At 71.4% G+C, this 22,956-nt stretch carries 17 protein-coding genes; 8 read left to right on the forward strand and 9 right to left on the reverse strand.

Going from position 1 to position 22,956, the window contains the following annotated elements:
* The 8 genes from ABZZ74_RS08525 to ABZZ74_RS08560 form a co-directional block, all read right to left on the reverse strand.
* Positions 1-2,418: a SpoIIE family protein phosphatase gene (locus ABZZ74_RS08525; RefSeq protein WP_356762538.1), complete on the reverse strand. Its 2,418-nt coding sequence runs from the start codon at positions 2,416-2,418 to the stop codon at positions 1-3.
* A 114-nt stretch (positions 2,419-2,532) separates the two neighbouring features.
* Positions 2,533-3,099: an antibiotic biosynthesis monooxygenase gene (locus ABZZ74_RS08530; protein WP_356762539.1), complete on the reverse strand. Its 567-nt coding sequence runs from the start codon at positions 3,097-3,099 to the stop codon at positions 2,533-2,535.
* A 56-nt stretch (positions 3,100-3,155) separates the two neighbouring features.
* Complete coding sequence (locus ABZZ74_RS08535; RefSeq protein ID WP_133043729.1) at positions 3,156-3,524, reverse strand: hypothetical protein; 369 nt, start codon at positions 3,522-3,524, stop codon at positions 3,156-3,158.
* A 330-nt stretch (positions 3,525-3,854) separates the two neighbouring features.
* Entirely contained in the window at positions 3,855-4,778 is a 924-nt protein-coding gene (locus ABZZ74_RS08540) for a MurR/RpiR family transcriptional regulator (protein WP_356762540.1), read from the reverse strand.
* A gap of 123 nt (positions 4,779-4,901) precedes the next feature.
* The gene (locus tag ABZZ74_RS08545) at positions 4,902-6,599 is read right to left on the reverse strand and encodes a phospholipid carrier-dependent glycosyltransferase (protein WP_356762541.1); all 1,698 of its coding nucleotides are present in this window, start codon (positions 6,597-6,599) and stop codon (positions 4,902-4,904) included.
* A gap of 92 nt (positions 6,600-6,691) precedes the next feature.
* Positions 6,692-8,602, reverse strand: a complete 1,911-nt coding sequence (locus tag ABZZ74_RS08550) for a phosphatase PAP2 family protein (RefSeq protein WP_356762542.1) — start codon at positions 8,600-8,602, stop codon at positions 6,692-6,694.
* A 191-nt stretch (positions 8,603-8,793) separates the two neighbouring features.
* The gene (locus tag ABZZ74_RS08555) at positions 8,794-9,900 is read right to left on the reverse strand and encodes a Gfo/Idh/MocA family oxidoreductase (protein ID WP_356762543.1); all 1,107 of its coding nucleotides are present in this window, start codon (positions 9,898-9,900) and stop codon (positions 8,794-8,796) included.
* 44 nt (positions 9,901-9,944) lie between these two features.
* Positions 9,945-11,123: an ROK family protein gene (locus tag ABZZ74_RS08560; RefSeq protein WP_356762544.1), complete on the reverse strand. Its 1,179-nt coding sequence runs from the start codon at positions 11,121-11,123 to the stop codon at positions 9,945-9,947.
* A gap of 233 nt (positions 11,124-11,356) precedes the next feature.
* Between ABZZ74_RS08560 and ABZZ74_RS08565 the strand changes: the two genes are divergently transcribed.
* The 5 genes from ABZZ74_RS08565 (at position 11,357) to ABZZ74_RS08585 (ending at position 18,148) form a co-directional block, all read left to right on the forward strand.
* On the forward strand, positions 11,357-12,685 hold the full coding sequence (locus ABZZ74_RS08565; RefSeq protein WP_356762545.1) for an extracellular solute-binding protein: 1,329 nt from the start codon (positions 11,357-11,359) through the stop codon (positions 12,683-12,685).
* 120 nt (positions 12,686-12,805) lie between these two features.
* Positions 12,806-13,717, forward strand: coding sequence for a sugar ABC transporter permease (locus ABZZ74_RS08570; RefSeq protein WP_356762546.1), 912 nt, complete (start codon positions 12,806-12,808; stop codon positions 13,715-13,717).
* The gene (locus tag ABZZ74_RS08575) at positions 13,714-14,616 is read left to right on the forward strand and encodes a carbohydrate ABC transporter permease (RefSeq protein WP_356762547.1); all 903 of its coding nucleotides are present in this window, start codon (positions 13,714-13,716) and stop codon (positions 14,614-14,616) included. Before ABZZ74_RS08570 ends, ABZZ74_RS08575 begins: the two co-directional genes overlap by 4 nt.
* 3 nt (positions 14,617-14,619) lie before the next feature.
* Positions 14,620-16,311 carry a hypothetical protein gene (locus ABZZ74_RS08580; protein WP_356762548.1) on the forward strand — a complete coding sequence of 564 codons (1,692 nt, stop codon included), beginning with the start codon at positions 14,620-14,622 and terminating at the stop codon, positions 16,309-16,311.
* Between the two features lie 13 nt (positions 16,312-16,324).
* Positions 16,325-18,148, forward strand: coding sequence for a hypothetical protein (locus ABZZ74_RS08585; protein ID WP_356762549.1), 1,824 nt, complete (start codon positions 16,325-16,327; stop codon positions 18,146-18,148).
* Positions 18,149-18,158: 10 nt separating this feature from the next.
* On the opposite strand, the gene ABZZ74_RS08590 is transcribed toward ABZZ74_RS08585, so the two are convergent.
* Entirely contained in the window at positions 18,159-18,803 is a 645-nt protein-coding gene (locus tag ABZZ74_RS08590) for a nucleoside/nucleotide kinase family protein (RefSeq protein WP_356762550.1), read from the reverse strand.
* A 93-nt stretch (positions 18,804-18,896) separates the two neighbouring features.
* Between ABZZ74_RS08590 and ABZZ74_RS08595 the strand changes: the two genes are divergently transcribed.
* The 3 genes from ABZZ74_RS08595 to prcB all read left to right on the forward strand — a co-directional run bounded on the left by ABZZ74_RS08595 (position 18,897) and on the right by prcB (position 22,918).
* The gene (locus tag ABZZ74_RS08595; RefSeq protein ID WP_356762551.1) at positions 18,897-19,637 is read left to right on the forward strand and encodes a beta-phosphoglucomutase family hydrolase; all 741 of its coding nucleotides are present in this window, start codon (positions 18,897-18,899) and stop codon (positions 19,635-19,637) included.
* A complete protein-coding gene (locus ABZZ74_RS08600) occupies positions 19,634-21,979 on the forward strand; it encodes a glycosyl hydrolase family 65 protein (RefSeq protein ID WP_356762553.1) in 2,346 nt (781 codons plus the stop codon). The genes ABZZ74_RS08595 and ABZZ74_RS08600 overlap by 4 nt, the downstream gene beginning before the upstream one ends.
* 84 nt (positions 21,980-22,063) lie before the next feature.
* On the forward strand, positions 22,064-22,918 hold the full coding sequence (gene prcB / locus ABZZ74_RS08605; RefSeq protein ID WP_356762554.1) for a proteasome subunit beta: 855 nt from the start codon (positions 22,064-22,066) through the stop codon (positions 22,916-22,918).
* The last annotated feature ends 38 nt before the right edge of the window (positions 22,919-22,956 follow it).

The raw sequence follows: 22,956 nt of genomic DNA on the forward strand, positions 1-22,956 counted from the left end.
CTACTCCGGGTCGACCGGGACCCGGATGTCCAGGATGCAGACGTCGTCGCGCCGGTCGCCCTCCAGCATCCCCGCCAACAGGGGTGCCAGGGAGCCGGGTTCCTCGGTGTGGTGGGCCAGCACCGCCTCGGAGAGCCGTGTCAGGCCCTTGTCGATGCCCTCCCCGGGCCGCTCGACCAGACCGTCGGTGTAGAGGACGACGCGGTCGCCGGGCTCCAGCCGGCATTCCGCCTCCTCGAAGGCGGGCTTAGGGCTCGCGCCCAGCAGCATGCCGCGGGGACGGTCGAGGTACCGCACGACTCCGTCGCGCAGCAGCAGGGGCGGCGGATGGCCGGCCTGGGCCCACACCAGGCGCCGCTCGGCGGCGGTGTAGCGGGCCAGCACCATGGTCGCGGTGCCGTGCGAGTCCCGGGAGTGCAGCAGCAGGGTGTTGAGCCGGGCCAGCGCGCCGGTCAGCGAGGAGCCGGTGATGACCATGCCCTTGGCGGTGAAGCGGAGCAGGGCCATCGAGGCCACCGCGTCGATGCCGTGCCCGGCGACGTCGCCGACTACGAACAGGGCGTCCCCGTCGGGCAGTTCGATGGCGCTGAACCAGTCCCCGCCCACGTGGATACCCGACTGGGCCGGCAGATAGGCGACGTCGACCCGCAGCCCGGCCAGCGGCACCGGACGGGTGGGCAGCGGCAGCAGCGCGTGCTGGAGCCGGCCGGCCAGGGTCCGCTCGACCCGCAGCACGTCGTGCTGGGTGAGGATGGCCCGCTCGCTCTCGATGAGGGCGAGTTCCGCGCTGCGCTGGGCCGTGAGGTCCTGGATGACGCCGTGCACCTCGACGGTCGCGCCGTGGGAGTCCGGCACGGCCTCCGCGACGGCGCGCAGATGCCGCAGCCTGCCCGCCACCCGGATGCGGAAGGGCACGTCGAACGACCGCCCCGCACGCAGGAGTTCGGCGATGGCCTGGGTCAGAGCGGACGCGTCCTCGGGCAGCGCGAGGTCGGGCAGCCGGGTCAGGCCGATCGGGCCGTCCGCCGGGTCCCGGCCGAGCAGGGAGAAGACCTGGGAGGACCAGGTGACCTCCTGGGTGAGCAGGTTCCAGCTGGCCCAGCCCAGGTTGCCCAGCCGCTGCACGTCGGCCAGCCGCTGTTCCTGCCGGTCCGAGGAGCCGTGCCGGACCCAGGTGACGACGAGCCGTTCGTCCAGCCGTGCCGCCCGCACCGAGTAGGTGGACAGCTCCGCGACGCCGTCCACGACCTCCTGGTGCGCGAACTGCTCGCTCTCGTACGGCTCTCCGGTGGTGAGCGCACGCCGGAAGCCCTGCCACACCGGCTCGCCCAACAGCGTCGGGCAGCACTCCCGGAACCCGCGGCCGACCAGTTCGCGTCCCGCGTGGCCGACCACGTCCGGGGAGTGGGCCGTGGCGGCGTCGATGCGGTAGTCCCTGACGTCCCCGGAGGGGGTGCGCAGCGGGGTGAGCAGCATGGTGGCGCCGGGCAGCGCCTCGAACACCGCCCGTACGACGTCCACGGCGTCGTCGGGGGAGACGGGGGGCCGGATGTCGAGGGCGCGCAGCCGGCCGGCGCACAGCCGGGCCACCGCCCGCAGATGCTCGCGCGTCTCGTCGGCGAACGGCCCGCCACGGGCGCGCAGCACGCCGATGCACACGTCGCCCGGTGCCGCGACGGTGGCCGTGCGCGTGACCGTCGACCCGTGGGCCGGTACGGGCAGCCAGGCGCGGGTGGGCCAGCGGCTGGGCGGATCCCCGATGAGCAGGTAACGCTTGCCGTCCGACTCCAGGTCCTCCAGCCAGCGCGGTTCGCCCGCGCGCAGTGAGTCGAGCGCGGCGACCCCGCTCAGCGGCGGCACGTGCTGCCACTGGGCGGCCAGTTCCTCGTCGACACCGGCGTGCCCGATCAGGTCCAGTCCGCCCGTGGGCATCAGTGCGTAGAGCATCACCGCGTCGGCGCCCACTTCGGGCCCGAGGTGCTCCAGCAGACAGCCGGCGAGCTCCTGCGGGGTGGCCACATGGACGAGTTTCCTGCCGAGGGTGGCCAGGATGGCGGAGCTCTCCTCGACCGCGGCCGGCTCCCTGAGGGGCAGGGAGAGGGAGGCGGTGAAGGCGGCGGTGTCGGGTTCCGGGGCCGGGGCGGACGACGGCGCCAGGGAGCCGAGCGTGATCCAGCACTCCTCCAGGAGCGTGTGACTTCCCGCCTCGGCCCGCTTCTGCAACTGCTCCTCGGCGGCGTTCGGAGAGCAGCCGGTCAGCGCCATGACGGCACCCTTGGCCCGCTCCAGGACGGCCGACGTCGCCGCCAGGTCGCGCAACCGGTCCAGTTCCGCTCGCTGCCTGGCGACGATCTTGGCCAGCGCAACGGTGTCAGCCGCGGTCGGGGACTCCGCTGGCGTGGCGGGCTCGCTCGTCACGCGTCGAGCATCGCACATCGGACGCGCTCCGATCGCACCCTTGCCTGCCCGGGCTTCACTCGAAAGAGGACCGCGGGTGTGTCGTGGTGGACATCCCGGACGCTCGTGCTCCGGTCACTCGACGGGCTGCCGGTACAGCCACTGGCGCACCATGCGGCTCAGCAGCGGCATGACGACGTACGTCAGCACCGGCAGCAGCACGAGGGGGAAGACGGCCGCCCGCAACGGCAGCGGCCAGGCCGTGGTGCGGGGCGTCACCAGGGCCTGGACGAGGAGGGTGAACGGGTAGGCGCCGAGGAAGGTGGTGAGGACCATCTTCCAGCGCGGCGGGGACTGCACCGTGGTGCCCGGCAGGCTGAACCAGGTCTCCAGGCCGGTGGTCGACTGCCGCTCGCTGCCGACCTCGGTGGCGACGCCCTCGATCCGCTCGTGCCACTCCGCCCGCTCGGCGGACTCCAGCCAGCGGGTCAGCCGGTGCGGATCCGACCAGCGGAGCACCGCGTGGTAGCGGTGGCCGTCCTCGGGCCGCAGCCAGGAGACGCCCTCGTTGCCCGGGAACCGTCTGGCGCAGCGTGTGACGCCCTCGGTCCACTCCTCGAACTCCCGCTCGTGGCCGGGGCGCACCTGCCAGGTCAGGACGGTGGTGACCGGTTCCCCTCTGCGCAGCTCGGTGGTGCTCATGGTCACCACGTGTGCCACGCGCGGCGCGGATCATGCACCAGGGGCCGGGCCGGTGTTCAGCGTCCGGCCTCGACCAGGGCCTGGGTGACCGCGCGGACGCTGCGCGCGATGTGCTGGAGCTGCAGCACCTCGGCCGCGTACAGCTTGATCGTGTGCTCGATGACCGACTCGGGCAGGCCCAGGCGGGGCAGGTCGGCGCGGGCGGTCTGCAGCGCGGTGCGGGCGACCCGGATCTCGTGCTGGACCTGGATCTGCGCGTGGCGGGCGAGCAGCACGGGGTGGCGGAGCATGGCCGGGTAGCCGGCGTAGCGCGCCGGAACCAGCTCCCGCAGCCACTTGGCCGCCGAGCGCTCCCAGTCGTAGGAGCCGGGCTGCTTGACCTGGCACGGCCAGTCCGGACTGAGGCGCGTGGTCGTCAGTTGCATCGGTGATCGCTTCCGGGTGTACGGCGTCGTGAGGGGTGGTCCGACGGGTGCGTGCGGGCGGCCCCGGCCTAGGGGATGACCGGGGCCACCACGGGCGCTCGCACGGACGAGGCCCGCCCGGAAGCCCGCGCGCCGACGCGGGTAGGAGACGGCGGCTACGGATGTCCGGGTGACGCGTGAGAAGTATTTATATATGCCGTCCGGTTTGCAAGACGTATGAAAACATTCATGCGCGATATGTTGTGAAAGGTCCCTTTGTAATTCGAGACAGCGCGTGGGGAAGGTGTTACCGAAGGTTACGGCGAGCCCGGCGCCGACCCCGCTCCGCCGTCAGTCCCGCAGGAAGAACTGGTGCTGGTCGGAGATCTGTTCGTACTCCTCCAGCCGGGCCTGGGTGCGCTCCGGGTCGGCGTCCGTCATGGCCTGCAGCAGCGCTGCGGCGATCACCCCGGGCGCGGCATAGGAGTCGAAGACCAGCCGGGAGCCGGTACCTGTGGCGAAGGCTACGTCCGCCTCGTCGGCGACCGGACCGAGCGCCAGATCGGTCACCAGGGCGACCTTCAGTCCGGCGCTGCGCGCCACCTGCACGGCCGTCAGGGTCTCCTGGGCGTGCCGGGGCATCGAGAACGCCAGCACCCAGGTGCCGCCCGCCTCCCGGGACTGCAGCAGGGCGTCGTAGGCGACGCTGCCGCCCCGCGTCACCAGCCGCACGTCCGGATGGATCCGGCGGGCGGCATAGGCGAAGTACTCGGCGAGCGAGACCGAGATGCGCAGCCCGAGGACGGTCAGCGGAGTGGAAGCCGACAGCTTGCGGCCGACGTCGATCAGCTGGTCCGGGTCGGCGAAGTCGCGCCGCAGGTTCTCCAGGTTCTCGATCTCGGCGTCCACCGCCGACTGCAGTTCGTTGCTGCCGTTCTCCTCGGGCGCTCCGGGCCCGCCCGCCAGGTGGCCCAGCGCGATCGACTGGAGCTTCTCGCGCAGCGCCGGATAACCGCTGAAGCCGACCGCCGCGGCGAACCGGGTCACCGACGGCTGGCTCACGCCGACGCGCTCGGCGAGATCGGTGATCGACAGGAACGCCGCCTCGGTGATGTGCTCGATCAGGTACTGGGCGATGCGCCGCTGGCCCGGGGAGAGCCGGGGCCGGTCGAAGAGGGTTCTGAGCTGGGACGCCGGTGCGGCCTCGGCCTCCGGGGCGGTCCTGCCCGAGGTGATCGCGGATGCCTGTGCGCGTGCCTGCTGCGGCGATGGCACCGGTGCGCCTCCTTTGTCTCCCACAGTGCTTCAACATAGCTCACACACCGTCGTGACCAGGGCTTGTGCGGGCGCATCCGGCACCCTGAGACGAACCCTCGGATGGCCTGCCGGGACGCCGTGTCACCGGCGGTAGATCGTGATCGAATGACCGACCTCGTCGACCGGGCGGCTGCTGTCGATCAGGGTCCCGAGCTGCCCGCGCGCCTTGTCGACCGCCGTGTCCGACACGACCAGCAGTCCGTGCACCTGACGCGCCGGCACCTTGCGCGGATCGGACGCGTCGATGCCGTAGTACGCCGGCACACCGCTGCCCTTGTACACCAGCCAGACCCGCTCGCCCCGGTACCGCTCGCGCAGCCGGTCCGCGAGCCGGCCGAGGTCCTGCCCCCAGTCCACGTTGGAGTCGTGCAGCCGCAGATACGTCTTGGACGGACCGCCGAACGCCTCGTTGGAGTACGGCAGGTAGTAGGGAAACGTCCGCAGCGAACTGACCGCGACGAACACCACCAGCGCCCCCGTCGCGAGCGGCGCCCACCGCCACCGCACCAGGAGCACACACCCGGCCGCCACCGCCAGGAACATCGGCATGAAGAGGGCGTAGCGGGTCCCGAAGTCCCGCGAGCCGGTCATCGCCGAGGCCATCAGCACGGCGGCCGGGACCAGCACATAGGGCGCGGCGGGCCGCAGCCGCCGTACGGTCACCATCACGACGGCACCGGCGGCCCACAGCGCGAGCATGCCGAGCGGTGTCTTCACCAGCAGCGCGGCCGGCAGGTAGTACCAGCGGGACCCGGTGTACAGATGCCCGAACAGGAAGCCCTGCCACGGGTACTTCTCCAGCCCGAACTGGATGCGCATCCCGTCCCGGTAGGACTCGGGGACCGGCATGAGCCGCACCAGCAGCCCCTTCAGCCCGTGCACGGCGGGCACCTGCTGCCCGGCCGGCGACCACCGCAGCCGCGGATCGACCACGAGATACGACGCCCATACGACCGCCACGGCGGCCACCGCGACGACGCCGGCGGCCCCGAGCGAGCGCGCCAGGGCCCGGCGCCGGTCCGCGGACCCCGGCCGCCACACCGCCCACGCGGCCAGCGCCACCAGCACGGGAACCACCGGCAGCACGCTCATCTTGGTCGCCAGGCCCGCCCCGAGGGCCAGCCCGGCCAGGGGGACGTACAGCCGGGGCCGCCCGCGGGCCCGCCACAGCAGCCAGGCCGAGGTCAGCACGAAGCCCGCGGCCGGCACGTCCAGCGTGGCCAGCGAGCCGTGGGCGATCAGGTCGGGGGAGAAGGCGTACACGGCCAGGGCCGCCAACCCGGCCGCGGCGCCCGCCAGTTCACGGGCGAAGGCGAACACCACGAGCCCGAACAGCAGCGTCAGCACGATCACCGGCAGACGGGCCCAGAACATCAGCCGCCAGGGGTCGTTTCCGGAGGCGTAGAGCAGATGCTGGGCGAACCGGCTCTGGTCGCCCTTGTAGGACGTGTCCAGGTGCGGGTCGGCGATCGCCACCCCGGCGGCGATGACGAGCTTGCCGAGCGGGGGGTGCTCCGGGTTGAGGCGGACGCGGTGCTCGTGGAGATAGTCGGCGGCCGTGGCGACATAGATCGGCTCGTCGATCGTCGGCGTCTGCTGTACGGCGGCGGTGACCATGGCGGCGGCCATCTGGGCTAGCAGCACCACCACCAGGAGCGGCAGCAGCAGGCGCCGCCAGGGCCGGCCGGGCGGCGGGGCGACCGTCACCGGGGGTGGCGGCCGCTCCTCGCCGTCCGGTGCCCGGGGATCGAGGACCGAGTGCTGTTCGTGCGCCATCATCCGCCCCGCGGTGACGGGGACCGCGGGCGGGCGGGAGCGATCCGGGCGCTTCTCATGGGCCCTACTCTCGCATCAGCTCCCGCCCTCGGGCGTCACCGCTTCAGGAGTCGTACCGACAGACCTTCCGTCGTGTAGACGGGTACGGCCCGCAGCCGGTCGGAGTTCAGCTCCACGCGGTCGAACTGGCCGCGCAGCGACGGAGCCGCCAGGACGCGCACCGTCCGGCCCGCAGCCGGCGGCCGGTCGGCGTCGAGCTGCAGCGACAGCACGCTGCCCTTGCCGAGCAGTGCCCGGCGCGTCACCTCCAGGGCGGGCTCGTGGCCCGACCGCAGCGTCAGCGCCAGCGTGGCGGACTCCTGGGAGTAGACGCCGTGCACCTGCACCGGACGCTGCACCCGCAGCGTGCCGCCGGACACCCGCACGTCCCCGTGACCCAGCGCGTGGGACGAGGCGGCGACCAGCGTGCCGTCCTTCACCACGGTGCCGCCCGTGTACGTGTTGTGGCCGGTCAGGGTGAGCGTGCCGGTGCCCTGCTTGGTCAGCCCGCCGTCGCCGTCGATGTCGTTGCGCCAGCTGTCGGCCGCGCCGAAGCCGCCCGCGGCCGCGTCCAGCGTCACCGTCACGTCGGAGTCGAAGGCGCCGTAACCGTCGGCGGCGGCGAACAGGTTCAGCCGCCCCCACTGCTCGAAGCCGTCCAGCAGCACGTACCCGGAGGGCAGCGCGGTGGTCCGCAGCACCTCCCGGCGCTGGTCGGCGTCCAGGTAGGGCAGCCGCGTCTCCAGCAGCACCTCCGCGCCCTTGGGCACGGTCAGCGGCAGGCTCCGGCCCCGGCGGGTGAGCACGTACGTCAGGCGGGGCGCCACCGCGCAGGCGTTGGCGTCCCGGTCGGCGTAGGCGTCGGAGGCGTCGGAGTGCGCGTAGGCGAAGAGGGTGTCGGCATTCGTGCCGGTCTTCTGGGTGAAGTAGGCCAGGGCCTGGGCGCGGGCGGCCGCCTTCAGGCTCGCGTTCGCCGGGTCGGCCAGGGTGGCGGCGGCCAGCGCGGTGGCCATGATGCGGCCGCCGATCACGTCGACCGTGGAGTGCATGCCCGCCACGATCCGGGTGTGGCTGAGTTCGAGGGCCCGCGTCACCAGCTCCTGGAAGCGCTCCGGCACGGCGTACGCGTAGGCGAGGCCGGCCAGGTGGAAGGCGTTGGTGTGGCCGCTGGGGAAGCCGGCGTCGTCCGTGGGGGAGGTGTTGCGCTGGCGCAGCAGCTGGGGCGCGACGATCACCTGGGAGTCGTAGACGGGGTAGCCGAGCGCGTCCGTCTTCCCGGTGTCGACGACCTGGCTGTCCTCGTTCATGCGCCAGGGCCGCGGGTACTGGTATGCGTACTTGGACGGGTTGCCCGACGCCCAGGTGCCGCGGACGATGTCGACCAGCTCGGCCACCTTGCCGAGATCGGAGTCGTGCGAACCGGCGCCCTGCGCCGAGCCCGCCGGGGCGTCGGCCGGAACGGCGTCGCTGACGGTGGTGGGCGGAGTGCCGTCGGGGGCGCTGGTGATCGAGGTGACCGCCTTGGCGCCGGCCCTGTACAGGGCGGCGAGCGGACCCAGGCCCGCGATCATCGCGTAGCTCTGGTGCTGGCGGTCGTAGATGAACGCCTCCTTGGCCTGCTCCTCCGTGCGCGCACGCGTGATGCGGATGCTGTAGCGGACGTTGGCGCGCAGCAGGTCGGGCTGCAGCGGCATGCCGGTGTTCCAGGCGCCGCCCGTCTTCCACACCTGCGCGAAGCCGCCGAGGATCCGGACGACCGCGTTCGTCTCCGGCGTGAGGTTCGTCGGGAGGTTGGTCTTGTAGTCGTCGACGAACGCGGCGGGGCCCGTGGCGGCCTTGGCGTCCGCGGCGGCCAGCCAGGAGGCGAAGGTGGGCGCGGCCAGCACACCCGCCGAGACGCCCAGGGAGGTCTTCAGGAAGCCCCGTCTGCCGACGGAGGGGGAGCGGTGCCCGGCAGATGACGGCATGCGTGTGCCTCTCTTCAGTTCTGCGGCCGTGCGGCCGAAGGGGGTGACATGGCGTGCGCTCGTGGGGGACTGGTGGACGGCGCGTGAGCCGCCCGGGTCGACCGATGCGTCCGTGCGAAGATCTACGGCCGGTTCGTGTCCCGGCGGAGGGGGTTGGGCGGCCGGGACCTGTCGTGCGGGTGAACGCGGTGTCAGTCGGGACGCCGGCCGGACATGCTGTCGTAGAACGGCGTACCGGGAGCGACGTCCGAGGGCTTGACGGGACGGCCGACGGCGCCGGAGGCGTAGAGGGCGGCCACCAGGGAGAGGGTGCGGCGGGACTCGGCCAGCGGCACGGGCGGCGGGGTACCCTCGCGCAGACTGGTCAGCACCTTGGCGAACTGCGCCCAGTGACCGCTGCGGGAGTTCTGGGCGCCGGCCCCGTGCCCGGCGCCGGCCATGGCGGCCTTCCACTCGGTGAGGACGTGGTCGTGTCCCGGTGCCGGGGTCACCCGCCAGTCCTCGTCCCGGTAGCCGTACAGGTGGGTGACCTCGACGGTGGCGTACTCGAAGTCGTAGCGCAGATAGGACTCCTGGCGCGGGGAGAGGGAGCTGTTCACCACCGAGGCGACGGCGCCGTTCGCGAACGTCACGTGCGCCATCGAGACGTCCTCGGTCTCGGTACGGCGTGCCTGCGTCCTGGTGAGGGCCTGTATCCCGGTCCAGTCGCCGAGCAGGTCCAGCATCATGTCCATCTGGTGGATGCCGAGCCCCATGGTGGGCCCGCCGCCCTCGGTGTCCCAGCGGCCGCGCCAGGGCACGTCGTAGTACGACTGGTCGCGGAACCACGTGGTGTGGCAGACCGCGAGCAGTGGGCGGCCCAGCACTCCCGAGGCGGCCAGGGACTTGAGCGCGGCCTGGCCGCGGCCGAAACGGTGCTGGAACACGGTCGCGAACCACGGCGGTCCGCTCGCGGCACCGGCGATCTCGTCGAACTCCCGCAGGGACAGCGCGGGAGGCTTCTCCACCAGCACGCTGGCACCGGCGCGCAGACAGGCGAGGGCCTGGTCGCGGTGGAGACCGGGAGGTGTGCACAGGTACACCAGGTCGGGGCGGGACCGCTCCAGCAGCACGTCCAGGTCGTCGTAGCCGGCCGGGGCCCCGTGCTTGGCCTGGAAGGCCTCCAGCCGGGTCCGGTCGGTGTCCGCCGCCGCCACGATCCTCGCGGGGACCGGGCCCGGGGCGGTGAGGGCGGCCGCGTGGTCCATGGCGACGTCGCCGGTGCCCACGACCGCTATCCGTATCTCTTCGTCCTTCACGCGTGCTCCGTCTTGATCGGGCTTGTGGGGGGCTGGAGGGCGGCTCATGCGAGGTAGGTCGCGGAGCGGGCGTGCTCGATCGTCAGCGCGCTCACGCCGGTGATCGCCGCGTCGAAGCCCAGGTCGCTCACCGCGATGCGCGGCACCCAGGGGATCCGGCCGACGAGGCGCCGGGTCAGCTGCTCCGCCGACTCCTCGCTGTACTGGGCGAAGGCGCCGGCGAGCACGATGACCTGGGGCGAGAGCACGACCGAGGTGGCGACGAGGGCGAGGGCGATGGAGTCGAAGAACTCGTCGCGGGCCTGCTCGGCCTCGCTGTCACCGGCCCGGCAGCAGGCCATCATCGCGCGGAACGCGGGACCGATGCGCTTGCCGTGCAGGCCCTCCCGCGCGGCGAACGGAAGCACCTGCGCCGCCAGGGTGGAGTCGACGTCGCCCTGTTCCGTGAAGTAGCGGGAGAAGGACGCGCTGGAGGTCAGCAGGAAACCGATCTCGCCCGCCGCCGAGCGGTGCCCGCGGTGCAGGCGCGCCTCGTTGATGATGCCCGCGCCGAGTCTGGCGCCGAGCACCAGCGCGACGGCGCTGTGCGCGTTCGCGAGGGCGCCGCTGTGCCACTCGCCGTAGGCCGTCGCGTTGGCGTCGTTCTCGACGAGGATCGGCAGTCCGCTGCGGGCCGAGACGATGTCGGCGAGCGGCACCTCCTGCCAGTCGAGCTCGACCGCCTTGGTCACCACGCCTTCGTGCACGATGCCGGGAACGGTGATGCCGACGGCGACGATCGGTGCCGTCACCCCCGTCTCGGGCGAGGTCAGCCGGTCGACGAGCGCGAGCAGTCCGTCGATGCGCGCGGCGCCCGCGTCCTGGCCCTCCAGGGCGAAGGTGTGGCTCTCCTCGTAGAGGGTGCTTCCGCCCAGGTCGACAAGGCGCCCGCGGGCCGTGTACTCGGTGACGTCGACGGCCATGATGGCCCGGGCCGACGACGCGAAGCGCAGCAGGGTCGAGGGCCGGCCGACCGACTGGCGCACCTGGCCCGCGGCCTCGACCGCGCCCTCCTCCAGGAGGGCGGAGCACAGCCGCTCGATGGTGGCCGAGCCGAGGCCGGTGCGCTGCTGGATGTCACGCCGGGACAGTGGGCCGTGCTCCCGCAGGACGTCTAGTATCGCGGTCCGGTTGATCTGGGTGACGTGCCGAGTTGTCGCCGTACGTGGCGCCGGTCGCTTCACAACCCTCCCCCATAATCCATCGGACTGAGGATAAGTCCCGTCCGTATACGTCTTCCCTGGCTGTCCGGAGGTTACCAGTCTTCGGCCCGTTGCCAAGGGTGGCCGAGGATTTCGGATCCGCAACGGGGTGCGATAACCCTTGTGGGTATTCAATCGCAGTGATAGGAAACGGGGACCTGCAACAACCAGCGGCCGGCGCCGGGCTCCGTCCGCTACGACGAAAAGGGATCGAAATGACCCGTGTGGGTGTGCGGCGCTCCCGCCGACTCGGCCGCGGCGGTATACGCCGCCTGGTTCCCCTCGCTGCCGTGGCCACGGCAGGTGCCCTGCTGCTCTCCGCCTGCGGGTCGGGTTCCGGCTCGGGCGGCAACTCCAAGTCGCTGACGTTCTGGATCTCCACGGTTCCGGGCCAGGACGCGGGCTGGAAGAAGCTGGTCTCCCAGTACAAGAAGGAAGCCGGCGTCACCGTCAAGCTCGTCAACATCCCCTACGACGGCTACACGACGAAGCTGCACAACGCCGCGCAGGCGAACTCCCTGCCCGATGTGGCGGCCGTGCCGGCGCTGGACCCCATCTGGTCGAACAAGCTGATCGACCTCAGGTCCATCGCCGACAACAAGAGCTACAACATCAACGCCAACTTCCTCGCCAAGGACTCCTCCGGCAAGGTGCTGTCGATCCCCTCGGACGTCACCGCCTCCGGCCTGTTCATCAACGAGTCGCTGTTCAAGAAGGCGAACGTCTCCTTCCCGGCCTCGCCCGACAAGACCTGGACGTGGACCGACTTCATCGCGGCGGCCAACAAGGTCCGCGAGAAGACCGGCGCCAAGTACTCCCTGGCGTTCGACCAGTCGCCCTCCCGGCTGCGCGCCATGGTGTACGAGATGGGCGGCAAGTACGTCCACGCGGACTCCTCCGGCAAGTTCTCGGTGGACGACGCGACGAAGAAGGCCGTGAAGACCTTCGTCGGCTGGAACGACGACAAGACCATGCCGAAGTCGGTGTGGACGAGCGGCGCCGACCCGTCCGCCATGTTCCAGAGCGGTGACGTGGTCGCCTACTGGTCCGGTGTCTGGCAGGTCGCGTCCTTCGCGGAGAGCATCAAGAAGTTCGACTGGGCGAGCGTCCCGACTCCCGCCCAGCCGGTGCAGGCCAGTGACGTCAACAGCGGCGGCATGATGGTCGGCTTCAACAACAACGGCGCCGCGGCCACCGCCGCGAAGAAGTTCATGAACTGGATCTACGACCCGAAGCAGTACACCGAACTGGTGGAGTCCTCCGGGTTCCTCCCGGTCGAGAGCGGTCTGAACCCGAAGTACCCCTTCACCTCCCCGGCGGCGCAGGCGGCGTTCAAGCTGTACAACCAGGAGATCCCGCTCTACGCCCCGATCTCGGGCTACTTCAACAGCGCGCAGACCGCGTGGGCGCTGAAGGGCAAGAGCATCACCGAGGATCCGACCAAGACGGAGCTCGGCAAGGCGATCAACGGTCAGCAGTCGTCCGACAAGGCCCTGGAGAACATCGTGGCCGGCTACAACCAGCAGGTCGGCGGCGCATCGTAGGACAGTCGGCCGGGCGGCGGACCGAGACTCCGCCGCCCGGCCCCCGCGCGTGCCCACGTGATGTCGGGCTCATCGGCGTGAGCCCACAGGAATCCATTCCACCAGCACGGAGTCAGGAAGATGACCAAAAGCGCCTCGGACGTGTCCGTGAGTCCGCCCAGGAGACGCAGTAAGTACACCCTTGCGCCGCTCGTCCTCATCGCGGCCAATGTCGTGCTCTTCGGGCTGTTCTTCGTGTGGCCGGCGGTGATCGGGCTCGTCTACTCCTTCACGAACTACACCGGTGTGGGGGCGTTCCAGTACATCGGCCTGGACAACTACCACCACCTGTTCGGGGACTCCACCTTCTACGACGCCCTGACCCGGACGGTGTTGTACGCCGTCCTCTTCGTCCCGCTGAACTTCGCGCTCTCCCTGCTCGCCGCCAACCTCGTGGTGAACAAGCGCGCCAAGGGCGCGTCGGTCGCCCGCGTCATCTTCTTCATCCCGTGGCTGCTGTCGCCCATCGTCGTGGGTGTCCTGTGGCGGTGGCTGTTCGGTGAGAACTTCGGCCTGGTCAACTACGTCATCGAGAAGCTCGGCGGAAGCGCCGTTCCATGGCAGTCGAACGCGGACCTGTCGCTGGTGGTGGTGGTGATGGCGGCATCCTGGATGTGGACGGGTTTCACGATGCTGCTGTTCATCGCGGCGATCAAGAACGTGCCGGTGTCGTACTACGAGGCGGCCTCGCTCGACGGCGCCGGGCCGTGGCGCCAGTTCATCAGCATCACGCTGCCGAGCATTGCGCCCACCTCGTTCATCGTCATCCTGCTCAACACGATCAACGCGATGAAGGAGTACCCGGTGTTCGTCGCCCTCAACAACGGCGGACCCGGAACCTCGAACAACCTGCTCGTCCAGTACATCTATGAGACCGGCTTCAAACGGGGCCAGATCGGCTACGCGAGCGCCGCGTCGTTCGTGCTCATGCTCATCCTGATGGCCGTCGCGATCATCCAGCTGATCGTCAACCGGCGGGTGGAGAACCGATGACAACCACAGACATCCCACGCCCGGTCGAGAAGGGCTCCGGACCGGCCGCCTCCAAGAAGCGGTCCGGCGGCACCGCCACCGGTGGGCTGCGGCAGGCGGTGTCCGCGACGACACTGCTGTGGATCCTCGCCTGCCTTTACGGGCTGCCGGTGCTGTGGTTCATCCTCAGCTCCCTCAAGCCGGCCAGCGACCTGTTCTCCTATCCGCTGACGCTGGTCCCGCACCACCCCACCCTGTCGGGCTACCTGACGGCGTGGCGCAGCGCCAACTTCTCCCAGTACTTCATCAACACGACCCTCGTGTGCGTGATCACGACGATCCTCACCGTGGGAGTCAGCTGCTGCACCGGATACGCGCTGGCCAAGTACGACAACAGGTGGCTCAAGGCCTTCTTCATCTGCATCCTGGCCACCACGATGCTGCCCGGCGAGGTCATGCTCGCCCCCGAGTTCCTGGTGGTCCGCAACCTCGGCCTCTACAACTCCTTCGCCGGCATCATCCTCCCGGCCGTGCTCACCGCGACCGGATGCTTCATGTTCCGCCAGTTCTTCCTGACGGTGCCCGACGAACTCGTGGAAGCCGCGCGCATCGACGGCGCCCGCGAACTGTCCATCTTCCTGCGGATCATGGTGCCGCTCTCCCGGCCCATCATGCTGACCCTCGCCATCCTGTCCTTCCAGTGGCGGTGGAACGACTACATCTGGCCCCTGCTGATGCTCAACGACCCCAACAAGTTCACCGTGCAGATCGGCATCCAGAGCATCGTCGGCGCACAGAACATCAACTGGTCGGTCCTGCTCGGCGCGTCGGTCATCTCCATGATCCCGCTGATCGTGATCTTCCTGGTCTTCCAGCGCTATGTCATGAGCGCCGACATCAACGCCGGACTGAAGGACTGACCCTTGCCCGCTTCGTTCGACCGCGAGTTCGTCCGCGCAGCGGCGCTCGCCGCCGACGGGTCGGCCGACCCGTCGGCGGAATTCATCGGGCCGCACCGCGCCCTGGCCCGGCGGGTGAAGACCTTGGTCGCGGCGTACCGCTCGCCGGAGTCGGCCCAGCACGGCAGCGAGCGGGTCGTCGCCGCCGCGCTGACCCACCTCCGTGCCCTGCGGTCCCTGCAGACGGCCTCCGGCCTCTTCGCGGGCGGAGACAACGTGCAGTCGCCGCCGGACTCCGCGTTCACCGTCAACGACGTGTGCGACGCCCACGTCCTCGCCGCGGGCGCGGGGCCGGAACTGGCTGACGTCACGGCGGCGCTCGCCGACATCGCGGCCGCCACCACCAACCCTCTTCTGACCGGCGGGGTGCACACCCCGAACCACCGCTGGGAGCTGTCCGCGGCGCTGGCCCGGCTGCACCGCTCGTTCCCGGACGACCGGCTGCTCGCCCGCGCCGAGGAGTGGCTCGCCGAGGGCGTCGACATCGACGCGGACGGCCTGTACTCGGAACGCAGTGCCGTCTACGCGTCCCTCGTGACCAACCCGTCGCTGCTGTTGCTGGCCGAGGTGCTCGGGCGTACCGACCTGCTGGACGCCGTCGAACGCAACCTCGATGCGACCCTGGACCTGATCAGGCCGGACGGCACGGTGGAGACCGTCCACTCGCGCCGCCAGGACCAGAGGATGTCGTTCGCGCTCTGGCCGTACCTGCCGCACTACCGGCTGCTCGCGATCCGCACCGGCCGGGGCGACTTCGCCCGCGCGGCCCGCCTGGCGGCCGCCGACGGCATCCACGACCCCGACCTGCTCGCCCAGACCCTCCTCACCCCGGATCTGTGCCGCGCCCTGCCGGCCCCGGACGCGGAGAAGCTCCCGCGCGACCGGTACCTCCCCACCGCACGCCTCGCCGCACACGCCTCGGCCACCGCGCACACCGTGGTGTACGGCGGCTCCGACGTCCCCGAGCACCGGCGCATCCGCTCCGGTCTCGCCTGCAATCCCACGTTCCTGCGCCTGTTCGCCGGTGCCGCCGTCCTCGACGCGGTGCGCCTCTCACGAGGGTTCTTCGACCTGGGCCCGTTCCGCGCCGCCGACATGGAACAGCTCGCCGCCAACCGGTACCGGCTCACCGAAACCCTCACGGCCGCCTACTACCAGCCGCTCCCGAAGGACCGGAGGCGCGACGACGGCGCCTATCGTCTGGTGGACGAGGGCCGCTTCTCCGCGGCGATGGCCTTCCCCGATCGTCCTCAGGACGAGGTCTCCCACAGGGTCCGAGTCGAGGTCGACCTGCGGTCGGACGGAGCCGACCTGAGGATCGACATCAGCGGCCCACCGGTGCCCTGGGCCCTCGAACTGACCTTCCGGCCGGGCGGCGAGCCGCAGGGCGCCGTACCGCTCGGCGACGGACGCTGGTGCCTGACGAACGGGCCGTTGACCTACCGCGTCGGCGACGACGAGATCCGGGTCGAGGCCGCCGTCGAGGCGGGCGAGCCGCTGGCCGGACCGGACCGGGGCGACGTACTGCGGTACGACCCGGGGGAGGACTACACCGTGGCCGGCGGCACCGACGCGACGACAGGGAACCGCGTCTACCTCGGTGGGCACGGACCGCAGACACTGACCCTCACACTTCGCGCCACATCTCAGGCATGAAGGGCTGATCTCCGTGCACCTCCTCCACCAGCGCGGCCCGCTCCACGACCTGCCCGACACCCCCGAGGCGTACGACGCCGTCCTCGCCGACGTCGTCGAGCAGGCCCTCGCCCGGATCACCCCGGAGGGCAACCTCGAGCACCCGGACGCCGACGACGACATCGGCGACACCTCGCTGGGCGTCACCTCCCTGCTGGCCCTCGCCTGGCAGCGCTCCAAGGATCCGCGCCTGCCCGAGGCGGTGCACCGCAGCCTCGCCTTCCATCTGCGCGAGCGGGTCTACCGCGAGGACAACCCCGGCTACCCGAACCTCAGGGTCCGCAACTCCGGTCTGCCGTACGCCCGCTACGTCCTCGAGGCCGGCGCGCACCCCATCGGCGACTGGCCGAGCACGGTGTGGGCGCTGCTGCAGGCGGTCAACCTCCTCGACCTGGCCGAGGGACTCGTCGAGGAGGAGCAGCGGACCGAGCTGCTGGAGGTGGCGCGGGGCTACTGGCGCTGGCTCACCGAGGCGACCTTCTTCAACCCGCAGGAGGCCGGCAACCAGGCCATCGGGTGCGTGGTCGGCGGACTGATGCTCGCCCGCCATCTGCCGGACGCCCCGGCGGACGCGATGCGCGAGCGCGCCCTGCGGCTGTACCTCGACGAGATCCGCGCCCACCGGGTCCCGGACCGGGGCGCGCTGCTGCCGCCCGAGCACCGCGGCGCCTACGACAACAACTACGGTCCGATCTCCCTGTCCTTCCTCGCCCAGGCCCACCGCATCAGCGGCGATCCGGTCTTCGCCGAGGACGGCGACGCGCTCGCCCGCTATATCGACGCCCGTCTGACGGGCGGCGGCTTCGACAACGGCGGACCGCGCTACAGCGAACAGCACTCCGCCTTCGAGTCGGTGCTCGGGCTGCGCTACTTCAGCGCCCGCGTCGGCTCCGACCTCGGCCGTTACCGCGGCGACAGCCGCTGGGCGCGGTACGCCGCCAAACCGGACGGCGGCGTCGACGGCCACTTCGCCTGGATGCTCGTCTGGCAGATCCAGGACACCACCGGCTGGCACCGCGAACCGTCCACGGCATCCACCCGCCATCAACTGCGCGCCGGCACGGTCTCGGTGGCCTTCGACGACCGGATGACCCCGTCCGTCGTCGAGGCCGACGGCACCTACTACCTGCCCGCTGCCGTCAACCGCCAGCACGGCTTCGGCCCGGTGCTCGACGGCTTCGTCTTCTGCCGCCCCATGGGCGAGGTCCGCGTCCGGGACGTGCGCACCGACACGTTGACGGCGAAACTCGTCAGCAAACCGGTCGTCGGCCGCGACCACGTGCTGCGGCACGTGCGCTCCCTGTACGTCACCGACGGCACGCGGCTGTGGACGACGGTCGCCCTCGAACGCCTCCCCGGGGAGCCGTACCTGCTCGCCGGACTGCCCTACGCCGCCGACGACGGCGACCGGGTCCGCCGGACGGCGACCGGCGCGGTGGCGTCGGCCGGGACCCTGCGACTGACCCACCCGCGGGCAAAGGGCCCGGAACACTTCGACGCCCGCGCCGAACTCACCCAGGAACAGGCGGCGTTCGCCCTCGCCGCCGACCCCCGCGGCTACGGCAACCCCGACGAGGGCTGGCGCCACCTCGTCAGCTCCACCGCCTTCGAAGCGGGCCCGGTGCCGGACGCGCCGGAAGACCTGCACGTGTTCGCCGTACGGTACGGCTCCGCGGAGCCGCTGACCGTGGCGGTCGAACGCACCGGGGAAGGGCTGACCGTACGGACGGACGCCTTCACCGCCGTGCTCGGGGCCGACGACGACCGGGGGGAACCGGCACTGACACTGCGGCCCTGAGCCGGCCGCCTCACCCGCCGGGCACCACCAGGTCGGCCCGCTCGCGAGTCGCCGCCACCAGTTCTGCGTTGCGCTGGTCGCTGCCCAGGACCCAGTCCACCGCCTCCTGGTGGCCCTTGCCGAACTCCTCGTGCCGGGCCACCAGCCGGCGGATCCGCTCCTCCTCGTCGAGCTCGCAGTACCAGACCTCGTCCAGCTGCTCGCGCACCCGCTTCCACGCCCCCATGTCCAGCAGCAGGTAGTTGCCCTCCGTGACGATCAGCCGGGCCGTCGGCGGCACCGGGACCGCACCCGCGATCGGCTGCTCCAGCACCCGCTCGAACCCGGGCGCGTAGACGATGTCCTCGCTCTCCGTCTCGTCACGCAGCCGCCGCAGCAGCGCCGCGTACCCCGCCGCGTCGAACGTCTCCGGCGCGCCCTTGCGCCGACGCAGTCCCAGCCGGTCCAGCTCGACGTCCGCGAGATGGAAACCGTCCATCGGCACCTGCGCCACCCACGGCCGCCCGGCGCCGTTCAGCTCCCGCACCAGCCGCTCGGCCAGCGTCGTCTTGCCCGCGCCGGGGCTGCCGGCGATCCCGAGGATGGCGCGCCGTCCTGAACGGGTGAGGTCGCGGGCACGCAGGAGCAGGTCGTCGAAGGTCGGTGTCAGTGGCACACCGCAGAGTGTGTCACCCGCTGTTCCCGCACGATTGACCCGTGTGGCGTGCGCCACAAGGTGTGTGTCGCGTGTGCGGGGAACCGTAGCTCTATGACGCAACTCGGTCTGCCCGAAAACATCCAGGCCTGTCTCTTCGACCTCGACGGGGTCGTCACCAAGACGGCCGTGGTGCACGCGGCCGCCTGGAAGGAGACGTTCGACGCGTTCCTGCGCGAGCGTGAGGGCGCGGACTTCCGGCCCTTCGACGCCGGCGCCGACTACGACGAGTACGTCGACGGCCGCCCGCGCGCCGACGGCGTGCGCACCTTCCTCGCCTCCCGCGGCATCGAACTGCCCGAGGGGCGGCCGGACGACCTGCCGGAGGCGGCGACCGTCAACGGGGTCGGCAATCGCAAGAACCTCCTGGTGCTGGAGAAGATCCGCACCGAAGGCGTCGAGGCGTACGACGGCACCCTGCGCTACATCGAGGACGTGCGGGCCCAGGGCCTGCGCACGGCGATCGTCTCCTCCAGCGCCAACACCCGGGACGTGCTGCGCTCGATCAAGGCCGAGGGCCTCTTCGACGTCCGCATCGACGGTGTCGTGGCCGCCGAGCGGAAACTGCCGGGCAAGCCGCACCCGGACACCTTCCTCGCGGCCGCACGCGACCTCGGGGTCGAGCCGTCGCAGGCGGCCGTCTTCGAGGACGCCCTGGCGGGGATGGACGCGGGCCGCTCCGGCCATTTCGGCTACGTCGTCGGCGTCGACCGGGTCGGACAGGCCGAGGCGCTGTCCGCGCACGGTGCGGACGTCGTCGTGAAGGACCTGTCCGAACTGGGAGGCCGGGCGTGATCACTCACCGCTCCTACACCGTCGAGCCCTGGGCCGTGCGCGAGACCCGTCTGGACCTGGACGTCCTCGCGCAGAGCGAGTCGGTCTTCGCGCTCTCCAACGGCCACGTCGGCTGGCGCGGCAACCTCGACGAGGGTGAGCCGCACGGCCTGCCCGGCAGCTACCTGGGAGGCGTGTACGAACTGCACCCGCTGCCCTACGCGGAGGCCGGCTACGGCTATCCGGAGTCGGGGCAGACCGTCATCAACGTCACCAACGGCAAGGTGCTGCGTCTGCTCGTCGACGACGAGCCCTTCGACCTGCGCTACGGGCGGCTGACCTCGCACGAGAGGCTGCTGGACCTGCGACGGGGGGTGCTGGAGCGGACGTGCGAATGGACGTCGCCGGCCGGGTCCACCGTCCGGGTGCGTTCCACCCGCCTGGTCTCGCTGACCCAGCGGGCGATCGCGGCCGTCGCCTACGAGGTGGAGGCCGTCGACAGCCGCTCCCGTGTCGTGATCCAGTCGGAGCTCGTCGCCAACGAGAGCCTGCCCGGATCCAACGGCGATCCGCGCGGCGCCAAGGCGCTGGGGTCCCCGCTGGAGGCGGAGGAGGACGTCGCCGTCGGGCACCGGCTGCGGCTGGTGCACCGGACCAGGCGGAGCGGACTGCGGGTGGCGGTGGCCGCCGACCACAGCGTGTCCGGTCCGGAACGGACCACGTCCGCCAGCGAGAGCAATGTGGATGTGGCCCGGCTGACGGTCACCTCGGTGCTGGAGCCGGGGGAGAAGCTGCGGGTGGAGAAGCTGGTCGCCCACGGCTGGTCCGCCGTGCGCTCGCGGCCCGCGATGAGCGACCAGGTGGAGGCTGCCCTGGCGGCCGCCGGGCACAGCGGCTGGGACGGGCTCCTGGAGGAGCAGCGCGGCTATCTCGACGACTTCTGGGCCCGCGCCGACGTCCAGGTCGACGGCGACGAGGAGATCCAGCAGGCTGTCCGGTTCGCCCTCTTCCACGTCCTGCAGGCCGGCGCCCGCGCCGAACAGCGGGCGATCCCCGCCAAGGGCCTGACCGGCTCCGGCTACGACGGCCACGCCTTCTGGGACACCGAGGCCTTCGTCCTGCCGCTGCTCACCTACACCTCGCCCGGCGCCGTGGCCGAGGCGCTGCGCTGGCGGCACAGCACCCTGCCCGCCGCCCGGGAGCGCGCGGCCCAACTCGGCCTGAAGGGGGCCGCGTTCCCCTGGCGCACCATCGAGGGCTCGGAGGGCTCGGCGTACTGGCCGGCCGGCACGGCGGCCTTCCATGTGAACGCCGCGATCGCCGACGCCGTCGTGCGCTACACGGCGGCGAGCGGGGACACGCAGTTCGAGCGGGAGGCCGGCACGGAACTACTGGTGGAGACGGCCCGGCTGTGGCGTTCGCTGGGCCACCACGACCACCGGGGCGCCTTCCACATCGACGGCGTCACCGGCCCCGACGAGTACAGCGCGATCGCCGACGACAACACGTACACCAACCTGATGGCCCGGGCGAACCTCCTCGCCGCCGCCGACGCCTGCGAACGCCATGCGGACCGGGCCGCGCAGCTGGGCGTGGACGACGAGGAGAGCGCCGCCTGGCGGGACGCCGCCGAGGCCATGTACATCCCCTACAACCACGAACTCGGGGTGCACGAGCAGCACGAGGGCTTCACCCGCTACCAGCGCTGGGACTTCGCCGCCACCGGCCCGGACCAGTACCCGCTGATGCTGCACTTCCCCTACTTCGACCTCTACCGCAAGCAGGTGATCAAGCAGGCCGACCTGGTGCTGGCGATGTACACCTGCGGCAGTTGGTTCGACGAGGAGCACATCGCCCGCAACTTCGCCTACTACGAGCCGCTGACGGTGCGCGACTCCTCGCTGTCCGCCTGCTGCCAGGCCGTCATCGCGGCGCAGGCCGGTCATCTGCGGCTCGCCTACGACTACACCGCCGAGGCCGCGCTGATGGACCTGGCGGACCTGGAGCACAACACCCGCGACGGACTGCACATCGCCTCGCTCGCCGGTACCTGGACGGCCCTGGTCGCCGGCTTCGGCGGACTGCGCCGCAACGGCACGGGACTGTGTTTCGCGCCCCGGCTGCCCGAGCGGTTCAGCCGCCTCGCCTTCAGCCTCCAGCTGCTGGAGAGCCGGCTGCGGGTGGAGATCGGTCCGGACAAGGCCACGTACACGCTCCTGTCGGGCCCGCCGCTGACCATCAAGCACCACGGCACCCCGGTGACGGTACGGGCCGACGCCCCGGCCGTGCTCGTCGTCCCGCCCGCGCCCTCGCGCCCGGCCCCGGAACAGCCGCCGCACCGCAGGCCGAACGCCCACCGCTAGCTTTCGGCGGCTTGTGGCGTTTCCCGGCGGACGGCTTCAGGTAGGAGTGGAGTGTCGGCGCGGGACGACCGGAGGGGGACGGGCATGACGGCGAGTGACAGCGAAGGCCGGCTGGGGGAGGAGTTCTTCACCCCCGGCGGCTCGTCCTTCACCGAGTTCCTGGCCGCCCACCGCCCCGAGCTGCTGCCCACCCGCCGCCCCTTCCCGGACGGCGTCCGCGCCGCGCCCGACCGGTTCCCGCACGGCACCACCGTGCTCGCGCTGGCCTACCGCGACGGAGTGATGATCGCCGGTGACCGCCGGGCGACCATGGGCAACCTGATCGCGCAGCGCGACCTGGAGAAGGTGCACCCGGCGGACCACCACACCGCGGTCGCCTTCGCGGGCTCGGTCGGTCTCGCCCTCGACATGGTGAAGCTGTACCAGGTCGAACTCGTCCACTTCGAGAAGGTCGAGGGCATCCCCATGACCCTCGGGGCCAAGGCGAACCGGCTGGCCGGGATGATCCGCCAGAACCTGGGACAGGCCATGCAGGGCCTGGCCGTCGTACCGCTGCTGGCGGGCTACGACCCGGCGGCGCCCGAGGGCCGCAGGGGACGCATCTTCAGCTTCGACGTGGCCGGCGGTCTGTACGAGAAGCAGGACTTCCACGCCGACGGCTCCGGCTCCCCCTACGCCCGGGGCGCGCTGAAGAAGCTGTTCCGGCCGGGCATGGACCGGCGCGAGTCCGCCCTGGCCGCGCTCCAGGCGCTGTACGACGCGGCCGACGACGACTCCGCGACCGGCGGTCCGGACATCAGCCGGCGGATCTTCCCGATCGTATCGGTGATCACCGAGGAGGGCTTCGAGCGCTTGCCGGAACAGGAGACCGAGCAGCTCAGCCGCGAGATGGTCGAGCAGCGCCGCAGCCGCCCGGACGGACCGAACGCCACGCCCTGACCGGCGCACCGCCCTTTGCCTTTCCATGATGAAGAGCT

It is taken from the genome of Streptomyces sp. NPDC006476, assembly GCF_040612015.1.
Taxonomy (GTDB): domain Bacteria; phylum Actinomycetota; class Actinomycetes; order Streptomycetales; family Streptomycetaceae; genus Streptomyces; species Streptomyces griseorubiginosus_B.

What these genes read in the sequence shown, in the direction of transcription:
- ABZZ74_RS08535 (WP_133043729.1), bottom strand. Translation starts at nt 3,524, where the DNA reads ATGCAACTGACGACCACGCGCCTCAGTCCGGACTGGCCGTGCCAGGTC.
- ABZZ74_RS08570 (WP_356762546.1), top strand. Translation starts at nt 12,806, where the DNA reads ATGACCAAAAGCGCCTCGGACGTGTCCGTGAGTCCGCCCAGGAGACGC.
- ABZZ74_RS08545 (WP_356762541.1), bottom strand. Translation starts at nt 6,599, where the DNA reads ATGATGGCGCACGAACAGCACTCGGTCCTCGATCCCCGGGCACCGGAC.
- ABZZ74_RS08595 (WP_356762551.1), top strand. Translation starts at nt 18,897, where the DNA reads ATGACGCAACTCGGTCTGCCCGAAAACATCCAGGCCTGTCTCTTCGAC.
- ABZZ74_RS08550 (WP_356762542.1), bottom strand. Translation starts at nt 8,602, where the DNA reads ATGCCGTCATCTGCCGGGCACCGCTCCCCCTCCGTCGGCAGACGGGGC.
- ABZZ74_RS08565 (WP_356762545.1), top strand. Translation starts at nt 11,357, where the DNA reads ATGACCCGTGTGGGTGTGCGGCGCTCCCGCCGACTCGGCCGCGGCGGT.
- ABZZ74_RS08575 (WP_356762547.1), top strand. Translation starts at nt 13,714, where the DNA reads ATGACAACCACAGACATCCCACGCCCGGTCGAGAAGGGCTCCGGACCG.
- prcB (WP_356762554.1), top strand. Translation starts at nt 22,064, where the DNA reads ATGACGGCGAGTGACAGCGAAGGCCGGCTGGGGGAGGAGTTCTTCACC.
- ABZZ74_RS08530 (WP_356762539.1), bottom strand. Translation starts at nt 3,099, where the DNA reads ATGAGCACCACCGAGCTGCGCAGAGGGGAACCGGTCACCACCGTCCTG.